Source organism: Acidimicrobiia bacterium, assembly GCA_018057765.1.
GTDB lineage: Bacteria > Actinomycetota > Acidimicrobiia > IMCC26256 > JAGPDB01 > JAGPDB01.
The window spans coordinates 1-17,233 of the sequence record JAGPDB010000026.1 but is presented as its reverse complement, the minus strand read 5'-3'; the positions used below and the strand labels follow the sequence as shown (position 1 = coordinate 17,233).

Genomic DNA, 17,233 nt, shown 5'->3' with positions numbered 1-17,233 from the left:
GATTTAAAGGCAGTGTTTACAAGTCCTGATGTTGTTATATTAAAAGATTTATATCGCTTAGCTTTTTATGATGATGAAAGCCATATAGTACAGACAGATGGATACAATGCCTTGAGCCTGAATTTCCCACCGTATCCTTTTGAGAATATTCGACAAGGTTTAACTGTTGAACTCAATGAAATCGCAAGCGAAGTGATGATGAGGATTTATAATATACAAACTGGAGAGTTGGAAGATAAATATGGCAATGGAGTTCTTTCCGATAGATTTCCAACTGCAGAATATAATGCTGGTACTGATAGTTATAAAAATTTAGTAGATGAAAATTATCTAGCGGATTATTATGAGGCAATAATCGCTGCGAAAACACCTTTGATTATCGAGCATTTAATACATCAAACATTCTTAGAAATGCTTGAATATATGAAACAAAATGGAAATAAAATTCCATCAACGCGCGAAATAGTAAAAATAGTTGCAGAACAATTTAGAAAGGCAAAAATTTCACTAAGTTTAAAAGCCGTCGAATTACTAGGGGAACAAGATCTGAAAAGCGTGTTATTACCCGATGAACCTCTATTGAGAGATGTTGCAGTTGACCAATGGCGTGGCGGAATGTGTCATATTCGTACCGGCGAATTTCCTAAGCTAACAGATACAATGGGCAATCAGATTGAATGGCAACCTGCAGGCTTTGTCTTAAGTGAGGTTGCAGGGGCAAGTACGAATCCTTTAATGTTAGATTATTAGTTTTATTCAAGTTTGCGCTTTGTCTCAATTGGTCATAAGATATTCATCATAATTACACCTACGGATGGAGCCTAAATGTCAACTGCAGTAAAACCTACAATACCCATTCGAGATTCTTCAGGTAATGATCACCCTGTAAATGCATCAAAATTTGTTACAACTATCCCTGTGAATTTTTTTGTTAAAAGCCCGGAATTGGTTGATAGTTATGTCCCATTTTTTATGACAGCGGCAGAAATCATTAAGATTAAACAAGAGCGTAATCTTTACAATGGTGCGAGATTCTCAAGGGTTAGTATTTCGATACCACTACCATCAGATCGTGGAGCGAAAAGTAATATTGACGGAGAGAACTCATACCAACAAGTACTATTATTCGTCTCTCCGGAAGATTCAGTGTCGGGTGCTTTTGCTTTCGGTAATGAACATTTTGGGATTTTGAGCCCCGAAGATCAAATCTTTATTGCTCGCAATATTGATGTGCAACATTTCGTTGAGAAAAATGAAATGAGTAAACTTTTTCATTTATTGCGGGCGGAACTAAGCAGTACTCCAGTTATTAGAACTAAAGAAGCTATTGAGCTATTATTAAAAAGAGCTGATGTTGATGTTATATTTAAGGAAAAATATTTAGCGCGACATTTAATTTCTGTGCACTTACATAATACGATTCAACATAGGGAAGATACTCATGGCTTTAAACCAGATATTGGGGCATTGTCAACAAGCTCAAAACTTGATCTAAAAGGTACTGGAATTTCTCTAGAAAATGTGTTTGCTCGAATGCTGAAAATTAAAGATCAAATTAGACCTTTTGAAGTTTTGTTACTTGCGCATACTCAACTCGATGTAAGTGAAGCTCTGTTGCGTAACTACTTTATTAATGGAGTGCGTTCAGTACTTGAAAATAAAGAAGTGGCATCATCTGAATTGAATACTCCGGATATCTCTGATGCAACCGTACGCGAATTAAGATCTGCACTTGCCCTAGTTGGTGATCCAATAAATCTTCAATTGGGAGCCGAACTTTCGTCAGTACATCTATAATTACCAACCCCGTCTTGACCAGGCATCAATAGAATCTTTTTCGTTACCAATCGTTGTTGAATTTCCGTGACCTGGTAGTACTAGAGTTTCGAAATCTAAAGTCATCAAACGCGACTCTATTGATTTCATAATTGTTAAAAAATCCCCACCCGGCAATTGTGTATTGCCTGGTCCTCCAGGAAAAAGAGTATCGCCAGAAAACAGAAAAGGCGTTCCTTCGATTTTTATGCAAATAGAACCAGGAGTATGACCAGGAGTATGCATAAGCTTTAATCGCAATTTACCAACTTCAATAATATCCTCATCATTTAATATAAAATCATAACTCGGCAACATTTGTGCATCATCTAGATGAACTCCAACATCTATACCAACATTGCGTAAATGTGCAACAGCACCAATATGATCAAAATGACCATGCGTTGTAATAACTTTACGTACGTTCATCTGTTTACATATATCTTCTAACATCTCGTTCTCATCAGCAGCATCGATAAGAATAGCCTCACCAGATTGTGCACAAAATATCGTAAAAACATTGTTATCAAGTGGTCCAACTACCACATGATCAACTGCTATATCGGAGTTCTCGAAAATGATCGCCATATCTATTAACATAATACAATGGATTTAAAGGACACACCAAAGGAAGCAGAATTTAGAGAAGAAATTCGCACATGGTTAAATACCACTTTAGAAGAGAATCCACATTTTAAAATAAGTAGAGACTTCGCTGGAACAATTGATGACCAAGATTGGGATCTGAGAATACAATGGGAAAAAATACTCGGTAAAGACAAATGGTTAGGTCTAACTTGGCCCATCGAATATGGAGGACGCGGAGCAGCACCAAGCGAACTTTTAATTTTCCATGAAGAATATGCGAAATCTGGTGCTCCTGCACGCGCAAGTTTTTTTGGCGAAGGTCTTTTTGCTCAAACACTTTTACTTTATGGAACAGAAGAACAAAAAAAATATTATCTGCCACGTGTACAGTCTTGTGAACATATCTGGTGTCAAGGTTACAGTGAGCCAAATGCTGGTTCGGATCTAGCTGGAATAAAAACTACTGCAGTACTCGACGACGACCACTGGACTATTAACGGTCAAAAAACTTGGTCGACACTCGCACATAAAGCAAATATGTGTTTTGTCGTTTGTCGAACCGATAAAGAAGCTGGTGCAATTAAGCCTCAAGCTGGTTTAAGTTTTTTGCTTGTGCCGATGGATGATAATGGCGTTGAAGTTCGGCCGATAAAACAAATAACAGGTGCTGTTGAATTTAACGAAATATTTTTTACTAATACTCTTGCGAATAATGATTGCGTTCTCGGCGAAGTTGGTGATGGATGGAAAGTTGCGATGGCAACATTAGGTTTTGAGCGTGCAAGTGCATTTCTTGACCAACAGGCATTATTTAGCAAAGATTTTAGTAGATTAGTAGAAATCGCAAAAGAATTAAGTGTCGATACTGACCCACTAATAAGACAGAAATTTGTACAAAGTTATATTGGTTTACAAACAATGCGACTAACTGCAATACGAATGTTGCCGAAACTTTTAGTCCAGGGGAAGGAAATAGGGCCACGTTCAAGTATCTTAAAATTAAACTGGACCAGATGGTTTAAAGAATTCGGATCACTAGTTGATGATGTCCAAGGCACAAAGGTTTTAGTTACAGAGACCACATCGAAAACTTCAGATGAATTAACAGGTATTTCAAAAGTTGCATTGAGTTCTTTGGGCCCATCTATATTTGCTGGAACAACAGAAATACAAAAAGACATAATTGCCAACCACGTTTTAGGACTGCCACGATGACTGAAAAAATAGGTGTGTAGTATATGAAATTTGCACTAAACGAAGAACAAATAGCATTAGAAGATGCAGTTAAAGATTTCTTTAAATCCAAAGTGACTTCTGGCGTAATTAGACACGCTATGGAAAACACGGCCGGTATTAATTTTGACATTTATAACACAATGAGAAACGAATTAGGTTTAACTTCACTAATCATTGAAGAGCAATACGGCGGTTTTGGTGCAAGCGATTTAGAGTTAAATATTGCAATGATACAACACGGATATTACCTTGTTCCTTCACCTTTGCGCACACAAACATATACAACAATTTTGATACAGGAATGTGCAAATCAAGAATCTAAAAATCATATACTGCCTAAAATTCTTGCCGGCGATGACATAGGAGCAGTAGTTAGCGATGAAAGTACTCTTAAAGATCTGGTCATAAATGACGGCAAAATAAGTGGAACAATAGAAAGAGTATTATTTCTCGAATATGCAAGCCATATAACTTTCGTTTATGACGGATCTCTCATAGATATTGAGCTCAAAGATGAAGGTATAAATATTAAAGCACAAAAATCTATTGACCAAACTCAGCCAATTAGTAAGATAACTTTTGATAATACAAAATGTTACGTAATTTCTGATGGTGATATTTCAAAACAATACGAAATAGCAAAAGCGCGTATGGCAATTTTATTATCAAACGAAATGTTTGGCTGTGCATCATCGGCATTTGATATGTCTCTCGCATACGCCAAAGAACGTCAACAATTTGGAAATGCCATTGGAAGTTTTCAATCGATAAAACACAAACTTGCAGAAATGTATCTTGAATTACAGAATGCAAAATCATTATGTCAATTTGCAGCCTATATTTCCAGTATTAGAAATGACGCCAAAGATAAGAATATACATTTATCAGAAAATGAGAAAGATATTCGTCATGTCAGTTCTATGGCTAAATACTATGTAACAAAAATCTTTAACAATATAGCTCACGAAAACATTCAAATTCATGGTGGTATTGGTTTTACTTACGAACATGATGCTCATCTATATTTAAAGCGCTTTATGGCAACTAAATTTGAGTTTGGTGGACAAGATGAACATACTAAATTATTAGCTGAAGATATATTTAACTAGAATGTCAATATGCCACTAATCATCATCATTTCAATCGTTACAGTGTCGCTATTACTAAGTGTATTTTTTATTTTAAGAGATGCAAAAAGTTTTGCATTAGCTCCACCCACGCCACTAATAGATTTAGATCGAATGTATGATTATATTTTCTCCAACTTAGATGAAGAAGCCGGTAAAGCTGTTACACCATTAGAGTTAAAGAAAATTATCGAAGATTTTGTTGAGTTGTTTAGTAAAAATGAACTCATCTCCGACAATCTAATTTCACAAAATCCAGCTATTGGAGATATAAAATTTACTCCCGATCATATTGCGACTGCTATAAAGAACCAAGATCTTGACTTAGATGTTAGAGCAATTGAAATAAAAAAAGTTGTAACTCTGGCATTGTCCTACCTAAGTGATATTGGTGCTTTAATATAGAGCTATGGAATCAGTACTTGAATCAGATGGAATAAAATTAGCCGCACATTGGGGGATTCCTACACAAAATGCTCGCCGTGTTGGGGTAATAGTTGTTCATGGTATACCAGTTGGGGTTAATGGTGGTGCCACATTTGCTTCTAGTTATCCTGAATTTGCAGATCGTATTACCAAGGAAAATGGTGTAACTACTTTATTTTTCTTGATGCGTGGAGTTGGAGATTCTCCTGGCGAATTTTCTGTGCGTAATTGGAAGAGAGATATCCGAGCAGCTATTGATGCAATGGAGGCAACTGGTGCTGTTGATGACATAATTTTGCTCGCTTCATCACTTGGTGGAGTCCTATGTTTAGAACAAGCATCTTTTGATAGAAGAATTACTGGGCTAATTTTAATTTCTACACCAAGTTCTGTGCAGGGTTGGATTAGAAATGAAAAACAATTTATTTCACAAATGCGTGTTGTAGGTTTACTCCATGATGAGCAATATCCTTCTGACCCTAAAGTGTGGATACAAGAATTCAAAATTTTGGATCCATTATTAGTAAATAATCGTATTAAAGAATTACCAATTTTTATTTTGCATGGTGATGAAGATCTAGTGGTTGATGTCTCTAGCGCAAATTTGCTAGAAGCCGAGTTGGGTGTACTGTGCGAAAAGAGAATAATTAACAATGCAGGTCATAGACTCCGATACGATCCAAGAGCAGTTGCTTCAATATTTGGTTGGATAGATAGGTTTATGCATATTGCACCTCAAGATGAATTTGTTAGCGAAGAAGATATAGGCCAAAATTCGCCTTCTGCGGATTACTAGTTCGTCCGGTTTATGCAGGGTCCGTCCTTGCAGTCTCATGCAGGGTCCGTCCTTGCAAGTCCCTTGCAAGCCGATCCGAGGGTAGTTGAGGAATCTCAACGATCCTTAATGCACTGATTCCGCCCAGGATGACGGCTACTAACATTTTCGTTTAGAATATTGCTATGAAGGCTTTAGTTTTATCTGGTGGTACAGGGTCGCGTTTGCGTCCAATAACTTATACTTGCGCGAAGCAATTGGTCCCGCTTGCAAATAAACCTGTTTTATTTTATGGCTTAGAAGCAATTGCTGCAGCTGGCATCACCGATGTAGGAATTATTGTTGGTGATACTGCCATTGATATACAGTCTGCAGTGCGCGATGGTTCTCAGTTTGGAATTAACGTAACTTATATTCCACAAGATTCACCCGGCGGATTAGCACAATGTGTATTGATTGCGAAAGAATTTCTAGGTGATGATGATTTTGTAATGTATCTAGGTGACAATGTTGTACTCGGCGGTATAACCGATTTTGTAACGAATTTTGTTGAACAAAAACCTAATGCAATGGTGCTATTAAACAAAGTTGAAGACCCAAGACAATTTGGTGTTGCTGAAATAAATGATGATGGAACATTGATACGTCTTGTTGAAAAGCCACAAGAACCAAAGTCAGATTTGGCACTTGTAGGTGTTTATATCTTCGACAAAAATATTCATGATGCGGTAAACTCAATTCAACCAAGTGCGCGCGGTGAACTAGAAATTACTGACGCTATCCAATGGTTAATTGATAATGAACGCGAAGTAAAACAGCACACCTTAGATTCACCTTGGATCGACACTGGTAAATTACAAGACTTGCTTGAAGCTAACCGTATTGTATTAGACGAAATCAATTCTCGAAACGATGGCGATGTTGATGATGCTTCAAATATTGAAGGTCGTGTAATAATTATGGCTGGTGCAAAAATTACAGGTTCTACAATTCGGGGTCCTGTTGTTATTGGCGAAAATGTTATCGTCGAAGATAGTTATGTTGGGCCGTATTCTTCTATTGCTAATAATTCTCAAATTCTAAGTAGTGAATTAGAACACAGCGTTTTAATGGAGGGTGCAATTGTTAGGGGAGTAACTCGTATTGTTGATTCACTTATTGGCAGAGATGCGATTTGTGAGAGAGATGCTCGTCAACCAAGTGCATATCGTGTGATGATTGGCGATACTTCAACTGTTAAAATCCCTTAACTCTTGAAGTTAAACCTTTTAAGAGATTGCAGATTTGTATGCGTCGATGTGTACTTGTACACATTTTTCCCAAGAGAAACTACTAGCACGTTTAACTGCTTTTTTTGAATAATCTATACGAGATTTTTCATCTCCTAATAATTGTTTTAAATAAATAGACAATTTTTTCTCGTCACCAGGTTTAATCAATAATGCTCCAGCACTAACGCCACTTCCAGCAACTTCTTTCAAACTCGAGGTATCGGTGGTTATTGTGGGGGTGCCGCAAGCCATAGATTCCAAAACAGGCAATCCAAAACCTTCATATAAACTTGGGTATACAAATACTTGAGATTGGCGCATAAAAGCCCCAGCTTCAATATCGCTGAGGCGTCCTGGGAAAATTATTCTTGAAGCAATCCCTGATTTAACTACTAATTCACGAATGTCATCAACACCCCAGCCTTGTGCACCAGCAATAATAAGTTTTACATCGCTGAAATCTTTTGCAATATTAGTAAATGCTTCAATCAGCGTAGGTATAGATTTTCGTGGTTCTAATAGCCCCAAAAAGCCAATATAATTACCTGAAATTCCTCGATTGGATAATAAGTCAATATCGATATTTCGACGTTTATCTGTTTTAGATTCATAGGAGAAGAATCTTTTCTTGTCGAATCCTAATTGTGCAACAAATACATTGTCCTTAATATCGAAAATATTTTCTACATCTTTTGCACTACTGTTTGAAACTGTAATTATGCAATCGGCTTTTTTTACAACAAAGGGAATCATCTTAGAAAAATATAATGCTTTCTTTAGATGATGCATATCTTTGTGCGTCAACATAGTTGTGTCATGTATAGTGACAACGCTTTTAGTTTTCATCTTAAAAGGTAGTTGATAGTGTGGACCATGAAAAACATCAACACCTAAAGAATCTACAAAGACACCTAAACGATAAGCCTGATATGACATACGTGTAGCAATATGGTTTGGTGCAACATTATGAATTTTAGAATTAGGAGCAAACTTTTTAAAACGCTCAGCATCTTCTTTACGAGTAATTAGGTGTAGTTCAATTTCTTCGTTTAAATCTAGTAATTTAACAATCTCTTTAACGTAATATCCAGCACCAACTAAATGTTCAGGCGTGGCACTAGCATCAAAAGCAATTTTTAAAGGTTTTAAAGTCATAGGGCCAACAAACTACCTTTTATTGCGCCAGATACGTAGTGCTTCACGATAAGCAGCAACATGAGCACGCGCAGAAGATTCCCAAGTAAAACTTTTAGCTCTAACATAACCTCGTTCTGCCTGATCGTTACGAAAATCTACATCTTGCGAAATTTTTACTATTGCTTCAGCCCAACTTTGTGAATCAAGAGGATCAAGTAAAGTTCCAGCATCTCCAACAACTTCAGGTAATGATGCAACGCCACTAGCAATTACAGGGGTGCGACTCGCCATTGCTTCTAAGGCAGGCATTCCGAATCCTTCGTAAATGCTTGGTACACAATATACGATTGCTTGTCGCATCAATGCGTTTAAAATATCGTCTTCAATTCGTCCGAGTTCGTAAACGAAATCTCGATCTAAACCATTTACGTCTCCCCAGCCACGTGGGCCAACTAATACAAGTGAAATATCTTCGCCAGTTTCACGAGCTTCTTCAACAGCACGCACCAACATTGGCAAATTCTTACGAGGCTCAATTGTTCCAACTGCTAGAACGAAACGTTTTGGTACCTGAATACTATTTACTAATTCTTCATCGTGTGATGAGTCGATGTCTTGATGAATTTTTATGCCGTGAGGTATCACGTGGATCAAATTTGGATTAACACCTTCTCGAACTAATTCATCGTGAGTAAATCTCGACGGAACAATAAGTGCGCATGCTTCATTGCGAGCAATTTTGAGCCCCTTGGTATGAAATCGAACCCCACGCTTAGAAAAAGCTCCTGGGTGTCGCATGAAAGCAATATCGTGTGCTGTGACTACTAATGGTTGGTTGGGAGATGGTGGCACTGCAAAAGATGGTGCATGTATTATGTCGCCCTCAATGCCTAGATCGCGATTTCTAAAACGGTGCCACAATTCATATTCAAGTCGATAATTCAATCTTGACACACGTTTATATCGTGGTGGAGCATCTTGAGGTGATTCAGCACACGCAAACGTATATAGAGTCACTTCGTCTCGTGGTAAAGATTCAATCAAGGAACGTGTGTATCGTCCAATTCCGCCTGGAATCGGTTGTGTTATTTGACCTACGTGTAGAGCAACTTTCATATATAAAACCTATTTCTCTATTTTGCCTCTGTGATTTTAGTATATAGATTTGCTAATTCATTGGCTGTTTTGTCCCATGAATATTTTTTTAACTCAATATCACCATTTTTTATTAATTTTGTACGCAATTTCTCATCGCCAAGTAGCAAATTTATGCCTCTTGCTATGTCGCTAACAGAAAATGCGTCAACAAATTCGCAAGCGGTGCCACCTATTTCTTCAAGCGAGCCTTCTTTGGATGCAACTATGGCAGTATTGGTAGACATCGCTTCGAGTATTGGTAGGCCAAATCCTTCATAGATGCTCGGGTATGCCAACATTAGCGCATTTTTCAAAATATACGAACGGTCATTATCGCTTACTGAGCCTGTGATTGTTATTCGTGAACGTGCATTGTAAGAAAGTTTTGATAGCGCTAAATCTATTTGTGGTCGTGCTGGTCCGTCGGGTCCAACCAGCAACAAACGTATATGTGGATTTTCTTTATAAACTTCTTCGAAAGATTCAATAAGACGTGCATGATTTTTTCTAGGTTCTAACATTCCTATGCTCAAAATATATGGATCTGCATTAACTAGCTTTTTGATTTGCTCGCTTGGTTGATTTTGCGTAATTGTTGGCGTGCCAAAAGGAATAATATGTATTTTTGAAATGTCGGTTAACTCATCAGCAAAATATTGTTCAATATCTAACTTGATTGCTTGTGTTGGAACGTGGATATGTGCGCCAGCAGAAATCCTTTTTCTAATAATCGGTAGCAACCCTCGCACTTTTGAAGATACCAATTCTGGAAATTTGACCATAGTTGCATCGTGAATGGTGATTAATAATGCAATACCCTCAGTAATGGGTGGTGCTAAATAGTTAGTTGCATGAATCATGTCGATTTCACCAAGCTGGTTTTTCAAAGTTGGCCAGCGCGAGAATTTCCATGTGTTTAAAAGCGCTCTAGCTGGAACTGTTACAAAATGGGTATTTTCTGGGAGTTCTTTAGCGTATGCTTTTGCTTTATAGCTCAAAGCATATGGCTCTAATTTGATGTCCTTTTTTTCGGAAATAGCATCATACATGTGTGAAACAACTTGGCCTATACCTGTACGCAATCCTATAGATGGAGTCATATCGAAGCTCACGCGTATTTGGTCTTGGTTCACGTTTATATCATAATTGATTTAGCTTATCTCTCTTGGTATTGAATTGATTCTAACTATTACCGATCTTAGTAATAAAACTATTAAACTATTTTTTAATGAGTACAAGCAAAAGTCCCCGCGTTATGTCAGCTAGAGCATCAGTATTAACTAGATGTAGCGAAGTAATTAAGTATCGTGAATTGTTAGTCGGTATGGTTCGTAAAGAACTTAAAGTTAAATATAAAAATAGTGCGCTTGGTTTCTTTTGGACGATGCTAAACCCTGCTCTATATATCATCATTTTTTGGCTGGTGTTTACTAAATTTCAACCTAATGGTGTTCCTGAATTTGTTATATTTTTTGCATCGGGTCTTTTAGTCTGGAACCTTTTTACGGCTGCATTAAGTGGTGCTACTAGTTCAGTTGTTTCTAACGCTGGTATTGTCAAGAAAGTATATTTCCCTAGGGAGATTTTGCCATTGGCGGCAGTGGGGGCAGCAATTGTTCATTATTTGCTTCAGATGGTTGTTCTAATTGGGATGTTGGTTGCTTTTCAACACAACATTAATTGGTCGTTAGTTTGGTTAATGCCTTTTGGTCTATTGACGCTATTGGTTTTTGTGAGTGCGCTTGGTATTTTATTTTCTGCAATTAATGTTTATTCTAGGGATATGCAACATCTACTAGAACTCATTTTACTTGCATGGTTTTGGCTGACACCTGTTGTTTATCCTTATAAAGAATTTCATACTAATGGTTTTTTTGGCTTAGTAGCTAAGTTGATTCGTGCTAATCCTATGGCTGCGATTATTACACCTTTTCAAAAGGTTATATATGTTAACGAGCGTGTAAAATCTACTCTTAAACCACACAATTATATGAATATTTTACCTGATCAAAGTTTGATGTGGTATGTTCGTAATCTTTCGTTAACATTGGCATTTTCTATTGCCTTATTTTTCTTTGCAATGCGCATATTTGATAAAGCGCAAGGCAACTTTGCTGAGGAGCTATAAATTATGGCAAGTGCAATATCAATTAAAGGTGTCTCTAAAAAATTCACACTTTCTAGCGAGAAACACCAAACTTTAAAAGAACGTGTTATCCATATTGGTCGAGGTACCCATGATGATTTTTGGGCGCTAAATGATATTTCGATTGAAGTTGAAGAGGGAACAACATTTGGTTTGATCGGCCATAATGGCTCAGGCAAGTCAACGTTGTTAAAACTAATTGGCGGCATTTTACAACCTACTTCTGGCGAAATTATTACTCATGGTCGTATTGCTGCTTTGCTTGAATTGGGTGCTGGTATGCAACCTGACTTAACAGGTAGAGAAAACATTTTCTTAAATGGTTCTATTTTGGGTTTGAGTAAAAAAGAATTGGCTAAACGTTTTGATGAGATAGTCGAATTTAGTGAATTAGAAAAGTTTATTGATACTCAGGTTCGTTTTTATTCTTCTGGTATGTATGTGCGTCTTGGTTTTGCTGTAGCGGTTAATGTTGATCCAGATATATTATTGGTTGATGAGGTGCTAGCTGTTGGTGATGAACTCTTTCAACGTAAATGTTTAGAACGTGTTAAGCAATTCCAACGCGAAGGTAGAACTATTATTGTTGTTACCCATTCTGTAGATCAGATACGTGCGATTGGTACTTCTTGCGCTGTTCTAGATCATGGTAATCTGATATTTACAGGTGAGCCTACTGATGCAATTCGTGAATTTCGTGAACGCCTATTTGTTGGAGATAAACCTACTGCTGAAATAGTAAATGAGGATCCAGAAATAGCAAAATCTGATGACGCTGATGGTGTTGTAATCGTAAATGGTGTTATTGCGGATGAGGCTAGTATCCACCATAAGAAAATTCGTATAACAGGTGCTGGTTTTTCTAATCCAAAAGATGCAGAAACTAACAAGATTCGTACAGGTGGGGCACTTCAAGCACAAATTAGTTGGGAAACAACTGTACCAGTTGATAATGTGAATTTTTCTTTCGAGGTTTACGACTCTTATGGCGCATTGGTTTTTGAAGCGAACACTCAAGATAATCCTTCAGGTGTTCTTGATGGTCATGGTAATGTCTGGTTTTCTTGGAAAGAAATCCCACTTGCTGATGGAACATATCGCGCTAATGTTGGTATAACTTCACATGATGGCGGTGTTGTCTATGACTGGCTAGAAGCTAAATATGATTTTGAAGTCACAAATGATTTTAAAACTTTAGGCTTATTGCACATTCCAGTACAATCAGAAATCAGTATTGTTAAGTCAAATGGAGAATTAGCAAATGGCTAGTAAATCTAAGGATATAAAAGATTCTAAAGTTGATATTTCGAAAAGAATTGAGCAGCGTGTAGCTGAGCTTAAAGCCTCTAATTCTTATGATCCACGTCGTGAAAATGAGTTAAATGAAATATACGACAGGTATGTTCCTCCTCATTCTATGGCACAAACTTCTCATCTCGTAGATGTTGCAGAACGCGATGCTTATGTTGATCCTTTCCCTCCAATAGCGAGCAATAAGAAAGCTGGAGTTATTCTAAAGAAGGGTATACGAGTTGGTTTTGGTTGGTATGCACAGTTTCTATCTCAACAGATATCTACTTTTGGTTCAGGTGTTACGCGTGCTTTGAGGTCTATTGATTCCGACGTTGAAGAATTGAAAAGTAAGGTTGCTGCTAAAAAAGTTCCTAATTTTATATATTCTCTCGATTTAAATAATGTTGATGATAAAATATTTGAACTCATTTCAAAATCGACAAATCAATTGGATAGCGTTGAGCGAACTATAGTTTCTGATTCGCTTGATAATTCTTATCTGGCTGATTTGTCAAAAATTTCTGATCATTTAATTGTTGTAGATGAAAGAGCACAGGCTTGTTCAGCAGTTGATGGTGAAATAGATTCCCGGAAACAAAATATTAGCGAATTTATTAATAAATTAGAGGATGATTCGATTGACTTAATTATTTTAAGTGGAATCATAAATTTTTATGATCTTTCTTTTCGTCTAGAAGTATTTGATAGTTGTGCTCGTGTTTTAAAAACAGATGGTCAACTAATTTTTGTTGCCAATACTGATATTATAAATTTTTCATCAGATCAAAAATGCGCACTTGATGTTTTAAATACAAATATTTTATCTGCATCAACTAATGAGAAAATATTAAATGAGTATTTTTCTGATATTGAAACAGGATATTGTGGTGAAGTTCTTGATTTGGATCAGAACGGAAATACGAAGTTAAATAGTGATACTTTGGACCAAGAATTTCCTGTAACTGTTTTCACTTGCACAAATAAAAGTTAATTCTTAACAATGATCTATCAAGTTTTACCAAGTATTGCAAAGTTTGATGCTATTAGTCAGCATGCTATTCGTATTGATAGTGAACTAAAAAAAAGAAATATAGAAACTCAACTTGTGGCTGAACATATTGGTGCTGAATTTGTTAATTTAGTAAAAAAGCCTACTGAAATAGTTACTTTTGATAATTCGCATGTACTGTATCATTTAAGTATTTCTAATCATGTTAGTGAAATGATTTTTAATTCTACTGCTGATGTAGATATTTGGTATCACAATATTACGCCCGCTAAATATTTTGAATCCTGGGAACCATTTATTTCCCTTGAATTGCGTATTGCAAGATACCAATTGGCTCAAATGGCTATACGTGCTAGGAGAGGCGTTTGTGCATCTGTATTCTCTGAAAAAGAATTACAAGCTAATGGTTGTATAGATACTTTGGTTATGCCTGTGCTTTTTGATGCTAAAACAAAAGTTGCGGTTAGTTCAACAACTGGAATTACTCGAAAGAATGTTGCAACATCAATACTTTTTGTAGGACGTTTTGCTCCACACAAAAGAATAGAAAAGTTGATAGAAACTTTTTCTATGTATCTTGATCTTGTTGATAGTAAGGCTCAATTACATTTGGTGGGTTCTAAAGCATCAGAATGGTATCAAGATTCTATTTATCAACTTATCAATGAGCTAAAAATAAAAAATAGTATCATTTTCCATAACCATATTAGCGATGGCGAACTTACTGCACTTTATGCTCGTGCTGACATTTTTTTATGTATGAGTGAACATGAAGGTTTCTGTGTTCCGCTTGTTGAAGCTATGTGTAATGAGCTTCCTATTGTTAGTTCTAATGGTGGTGCAATTGGCGAAACTCTAAATGGTGCTGGAATATTACTAGACGTCGATTCTGATTTAATTGATTATGTTGCTGCTATAGATTTGGCGGTTAATAATAAAATTGTTCGTAGCGAATTAATTGAGAGTTCGAAAAAATCTGCAAAAATTTTAGATTTAGATCTTGAAACTAAACGTGCTGTTGATTGGCTTACTTTTAGTGGTGAATTTTCTAAGAGTAAGGTAGTCAATCATGCTTAAACATTGTTTTGCAACTATTGAACATTCAGCTGTTGGTAATCATGGTCTTGCTATAAATGATGCTATGGCAGAAAATGGTTTTGATCTTGAAATGTATAGCGAAACTATTCGTCCTGAATTTCGCAATAGGGTTATTGACTTTGAAACGTTTAAAAAAGATTTGCGTAGTGACGACGTTGTTTTTTATCAGTTTGCTAACCCTTCTCCTATGGCGGATCTTTTATATGAGCGAAAATGTCGTCTTGTTTTGAATTATCACAGTATTACGCCAGCATATTTTTTCGATAGGTACGATCTTCATACCTGTGAGGCTATTTCTCGTGCACGTACTCAACTAGCAAGATTGGCTCCCGTATGTAGTGCAGCAGTTGCGGTTTCTGATAGTAATGCGCGAGAATTAATTGAGCTTGGCTATAAAAATGTTGAAGTTATCCCACCGGTTTTTTCTGATGCTTTCTATAAAGCTCAAATTACAAAAATTACAAGGTCCGTCCCTGCGAAATTTGGACAAAGCGACCTAAATCGTTGGCTTTTCGTTGGTCGTATAGCTCCACATAAATCAACTCATAAAATTATTGAAGCGTTTGATTTTTATCTAAGAAATGTTGACAGCCAGGCAAAACTTACTCTTGTTGGTAAAAGTGATGTTCCTCTTTATGGAAAAAAAATTGAAAAGCTGATTGCCGATAGAAACTTGAGTGATTCTGTTGAAATTATCGAAAATTGTCCTCTTGATGAGCTCACGGAAATATATACGACATCATCTGTCTTTGTTTCTTTAAGTCAACATGAAGGTTTTGGTGTGCCACTCGTTGAGGCTATGGCGTCAGGTCTGCCTATTGTGGCTCTAAGAGCTGGTGCTGTTGGTGATACTGTTTCTGGTGCTGGAATACTGATAGATAGCCAGGATCCAGCCACTGTGGCTATGGCTGTAAGTGAAGTCTTAGAAAATACTATTTTAAAAGAGGAACTTATTAATAAGGGACTCATTAGAGCGCAAATGTTTCATCCGGAAGAAACTTTAAAAAGTTATGTCGACTATTTAGCGAAGTGGTATTGATATGAAACTTAGTTTTGTAACTCCTCGCTTTGGTAAAGATATTGTTGGTGGTGCAGAATATGCAATTGGCCAATTGGCAAAAAATTGTGTTGAGTTTGGTGGTGTGCAAGCAGAAATTCTAACTACGACTGCTGGTGATGAGCGTACCTGGTCACAGAAATATGATGTTGGTAGCGAAACTATTGATGGTGTTGTGGTTAAACGGTTTGCAAATAAAGCTATTGTTCGTTCCGAGTTTGATTTGTGGAGCCAAAAACATTTGACCAACCCCGAAAAGATGACTGTCGATGATTTTGAAGAATGGTTGGTGCGTCAAGGCCCATATTCTCCAGATTTATTGAATGCTATAGAAAATTGTGAGAGTCAAGCAGTGGTTTTTCACCCTATGTTGTCTAGCCCAACTAGTCACGGTATTTTTAGAGCAAAAGTTCCTAGCGTTTTACATCCAGCCTTACATGATGAACCATTAGCTCGTATGCCTGGCTATAAAAAGGTTGTTAACCATGCATCGTTTTTGAGTTTTTCTACAGTTTCTGAACAAAAACTTTCTAGCGAACTTTATGGGTCGCAGCTTTCAAAGCAAGCAGTATTGGGTTTTGGTATAGATAGTCTCTTGACTGCGGGTAAGCATGAAGCAGAAAGTATTTTGAATTGTTTTGCTTTAGAAAATGAACAATATTTTATTGTTGTAGGTAGAGTAGATCCAGGTAAGGGTTCTGATCTTGTTGCAGATTTTTTCGAAGAATTTCTAAAGCATGATAAATCGAAAAAACTAGTTTTTGTTGGGCCGGTTTCGCAAACTTCAAAGTTGTTTGATCAAGATTTTTTATCAAGAAATTCAGACAGCATTATTGTTACGGGCATGCTCGACGACGTAGATAAAAATACGCTTATTTCTAATGCCTGTGCACTTATTACTCCTTCTGCTACAGAATCTTTTTCTTTGGTAGTGCTAGAAGCCATGAAGCTAAAAACAGCCGTAATTGTCAACAAGGCTTGTGGGCCAACATTAGAACATGTTCAACTTAGTAATTCTGGATACTTTTTCGAAGATTACGCTAGTTTTCATAGTTGTTTGGCTTTAGCCTCGACTAAATCAAATGAAAATGAAGTTCGTGTAGATAACGGTTTTAAAT

17 protein-coding genes are annotated in these 17,233 nt (G+C 36.7%); 13 read left to right on the top strand and 4 right to left on the bottom strand.

Going from position 1 to position 17,233, the window contains the following annotated elements; genetic code table 11:
• Positions 1–750, top strand: a 750-nt coding sequence (locus KBF89_07840; GenBank protein MBP9116236.1) for a hypothetical protein, incomplete at its 5' end; no start/stop codon positions are given.
• 75 nt (positions 751–825) lie between these two features.
• Complete coding sequence (locus KBF89_07835; GenBank protein MBP9116235.1) at positions 826–1,797, top strand: hypothetical protein; 972 nt, start codon at positions 826–828, stop codon at positions 1,795–1,797.
• On the opposite strand, the gene KBF89_07830 is transcribed toward KBF89_07835, so the two are convergent.
• Complete coding sequence (locus KBF89_07830) at positions 1,798–2,415, bottom strand: MBL fold metallo-hydrolase (GenBank protein MBP9116234.1); 618 nt, start codon at positions 2,413–2,415, stop codon at positions 1,798–1,800.
• A gap of 6 nt (positions 2,416–2,421) precedes the next feature.
• On the opposite strand from KBF89_07830, the gene KBF89_07825 reads away from it, so the two are divergent.
• The 5 genes from KBF89_07825 (at position 2,422) to KBF89_07805 (ending at position 7,217) form a co-directional block, all read left to right on the top strand.
• Positions 2,422–3,618 carry an acyl-CoA dehydrogenase family protein gene (locus KBF89_07825; GenBank protein MBP9116233.1) on the top strand — a complete coding sequence of 399 codons (1,197 nt, stop codon included), beginning with the start codon at positions 2,422–2,424 and terminating at the stop codon, positions 3,616–3,618.
• Between the two features lie 23 nt (positions 3,619–3,641).
• Positions 3,642–4,748 (top strand): acyl-CoA/acyl-ACP dehydrogenase, encoded by a 1,107-nt coding sequence (locus KBF89_07820; protein ID MBP9116232.1) that lies wholly within the window; start codon positions 3,642–3,644, stop codon positions 4,746–4,748.
• Between the two features lie 9 nt (positions 4,749–4,757).
• Positions 4,758–5,171: a hypothetical protein gene (locus KBF89_07815; GenBank protein ID MBP9116231.1), complete on the top strand. Its 414-nt coding sequence runs from the start codon at positions 4,758–4,760 to the stop codon at positions 5,169–5,171.
• A 4-nt stretch (positions 5,172–5,175) separates the two neighbouring features.
• Positions 5,176–5,988, top strand: a complete 813-nt coding sequence (locus KBF89_07810) for an alpha/beta fold hydrolase (protein ID MBP9116230.1) — start codon at positions 5,176–5,178, stop codon at positions 5,986–5,988.
• A gap of 164 nt (positions 5,989–6,152) precedes the next feature.
• Positions 6,153–7,217, top strand: coding sequence for a glucose-1-phosphate thymidylyltransferase (locus KBF89_07805; GenBank protein MBP9116229.1), 1,065 nt, complete (start codon positions 6,153–6,155; stop codon positions 7,215–7,217).
• Positions 7,218–7,235: 18 nt separating this feature from the next.
• Here the strand turns inward: KBF89_07805 and KBF89_07800 are convergent, their stop codons facing one another.
• The 3 genes from KBF89_07800 to KBF89_07790 are packed head-to-tail and all read right to left on the bottom strand — an operon-like array spanning position 7,236 to position 10,612.
• The gene (locus tag KBF89_07800) at positions 7,236–8,393 is read right to left on the bottom strand and encodes a glycosyltransferase family 4 protein (protein ID MBP9116228.1); all 1,158 of its coding nucleotides are present in this window, start codon (positions 8,391–8,393) and stop codon (positions 7,236–7,238) included.
• Positions 8,394–8,405: 12 nt separating this feature from the next.
• Positions 8,406–9,491, bottom strand: coding sequence for a glycosyltransferase family 4 protein (locus tag KBF89_07795; protein MBP9116227.1), 1,086 nt, complete (start codon positions 9,489–9,491; stop codon positions 8,406–8,408).
• A gap of 17 nt (positions 9,492–9,508) precedes the next feature.
• Entirely contained in the window at positions 9,509–10,612 is a 1,104-nt protein-coding gene (locus KBF89_07790) for a glycosyltransferase family 4 protein (GenBank protein ID MBP9116226.1), read from the bottom strand.
• A gap of 128 nt (positions 10,613–10,740) precedes the next feature.
• Here KBF89_07790 and KBF89_07785 point away from each other — a divergent pair, with 128 nt between their 5' ends.
• From KBF89_07785 to KBF89_07760, 6 genes are all read left to right on the top strand, one after another.
• Positions 10,741–11,640: an ABC transporter permease gene (locus tag KBF89_07785; GenBank protein ID MBP9116225.1), complete on the top strand. Its 900-nt coding sequence runs from the start codon at positions 10,741–10,743 to the stop codon at positions 11,638–11,640.
• Positions 11,641–11,643: 3 nt separating this feature from the next.
• On the top strand, positions 11,644–12,927 hold the full coding sequence (locus tag KBF89_07780; GenBank protein ID MBP9116224.1) for an ABC transporter ATP-binding protein: 1,284 nt from the start codon (positions 11,644–11,646) through the stop codon (positions 12,925–12,927).
• On the top strand, positions 12,920–13,942 hold the full coding sequence (locus KBF89_07775; protein ID MBP9116223.1) for a class I SAM-dependent methyltransferase: 1,023 nt from the start codon (positions 12,920–12,922) through the stop codon (positions 13,940–13,942). Before KBF89_07780 ends, KBF89_07775 begins: the two co-directional genes overlap by 8 nt.
• Before the next feature lie 9 nt (positions 13,943–13,951).
• Positions 13,952–15,037 (top strand): glycosyltransferase, encoded by a 1,086-nt coding sequence (locus tag KBF89_07770; GenBank protein MBP9116222.1) that lies wholly within the window; start codon positions 13,952–13,954, stop codon positions 15,035–15,037.
• Positions 15,030–16,097, top strand: a complete 1,068-nt coding sequence (locus KBF89_07765) for a glycosyltransferase (GenBank protein ID MBP9116221.1) — start codon at positions 15,030–15,032, stop codon at positions 16,095–16,097. The genes KBF89_07770 and KBF89_07765 overlap by 8 nt, the downstream gene beginning before the upstream one ends.
• A gap of 1 nt (position 16,098) precedes the next feature.
• Positions 16,099–17,233 (top strand): glycosyltransferase family 4 protein (locus tag KBF89_07760; protein MBP9116220.1); only part of this gene is annotated, 1,135 nt, incomplete at its 3' end.

What these genes read in the sequence shown, in the direction of transcription:
- KBF89_07835 (MBP9116235.1), top strand. Translation starts at nt 826, where the DNA reads ATGTCAACTGCAGTAAAACCTACAATACCCATTCGAGATTCTTCAGGT.
- KBF89_07830 (MBP9116234.1), bottom strand. Translation starts at nt 2,415, where the DNA reads ATGTTAATAGATATGGCGATCATTTTCGAGAACTCCGATATAGCAGTT.
- KBF89_07825 (MBP9116233.1), top strand. Translation starts at nt 2,422, where the DNA reads ATGGATTTAAAGGACACACCAAAGGAAGCAGAATTTAGAGAAGAAATT.
- KBF89_07820 (MBP9116232.1), top strand. Translation starts at nt 3,642, where the DNA reads ATGAAATTTGCACTAAACGAAGAACAAATAGCATTAGAAGATGCAGTT.
- KBF89_07815 (MBP9116231.1), top strand. Translation starts at nt 4,758, where the DNA reads ATGCCACTAATCATCATCATTTCAATCGTTACAGTGTCGCTATTACTA.
- KBF89_07810 (MBP9116230.1), top strand. Translation starts at nt 5,176, where the DNA reads ATGGAATCAGTACTTGAATCAGATGGAATAAAATTAGCCGCACATTGG.
- KBF89_07805 (MBP9116229.1), top strand. Translation starts at nt 6,153, where the DNA reads ATGAAGGCTTTAGTTTTATCTGGTGGTACAGGGTCGCGTTTGCGTCCA.
- KBF89_07800 (MBP9116228.1), bottom strand. Translation starts at nt 8,393, where the DNA reads ATGACTTTAAAACCTTTAAAAATTGCTTTTGATGCTAGTGCCACGCCT.
- KBF89_07795 (MBP9116227.1), bottom strand. Translation starts at nt 9,491, where the DNA reads ATGAAAGTTGCTCTACACGTAGGTCAAATAACACAACCGATTCCAGGC.
- KBF89_07790 (MBP9116226.1), bottom strand. Translation starts at nt 10,612, where the DNA reads ATGACTCCATCTATAGGATTGCGTACAGGTATAGGCCAAGTTGTTTCA.
- KBF89_07785 (MBP9116225.1), top strand. Translation starts at nt 10,741, where the DNA reads ATGAGTACAAGCAAAAGTCCCCGCGTTATGTCAGCTAGAGCATCAGTA.
- KBF89_07780 (MBP9116224.1), top strand. Translation starts at nt 11,644, where the DNA reads ATGGCAAGTGCAATATCAATTAAAGGTGTCTCTAAAAAATTCACACTT.
- KBF89_07775 (MBP9116223.1), top strand. Translation starts at nt 12,920, where the DNA reads ATGGCTAGTAAATCTAAGGATATAAAAGATTCTAAAGTTGATATTTCG.
- KBF89_07770 (MBP9116222.1), top strand. Translation starts at nt 13,952, where the DNA reads ATGATCTATCAAGTTTTACCAAGTATTGCAAAGTTTGATGCTATTAGT.
- KBF89_07765 (MBP9116221.1), top strand. Translation starts at nt 15,030, where the DNA reads ATGCTTAAACATTGTTTTGCAACTATTGAACATTCAGCTGTTGGTAAT.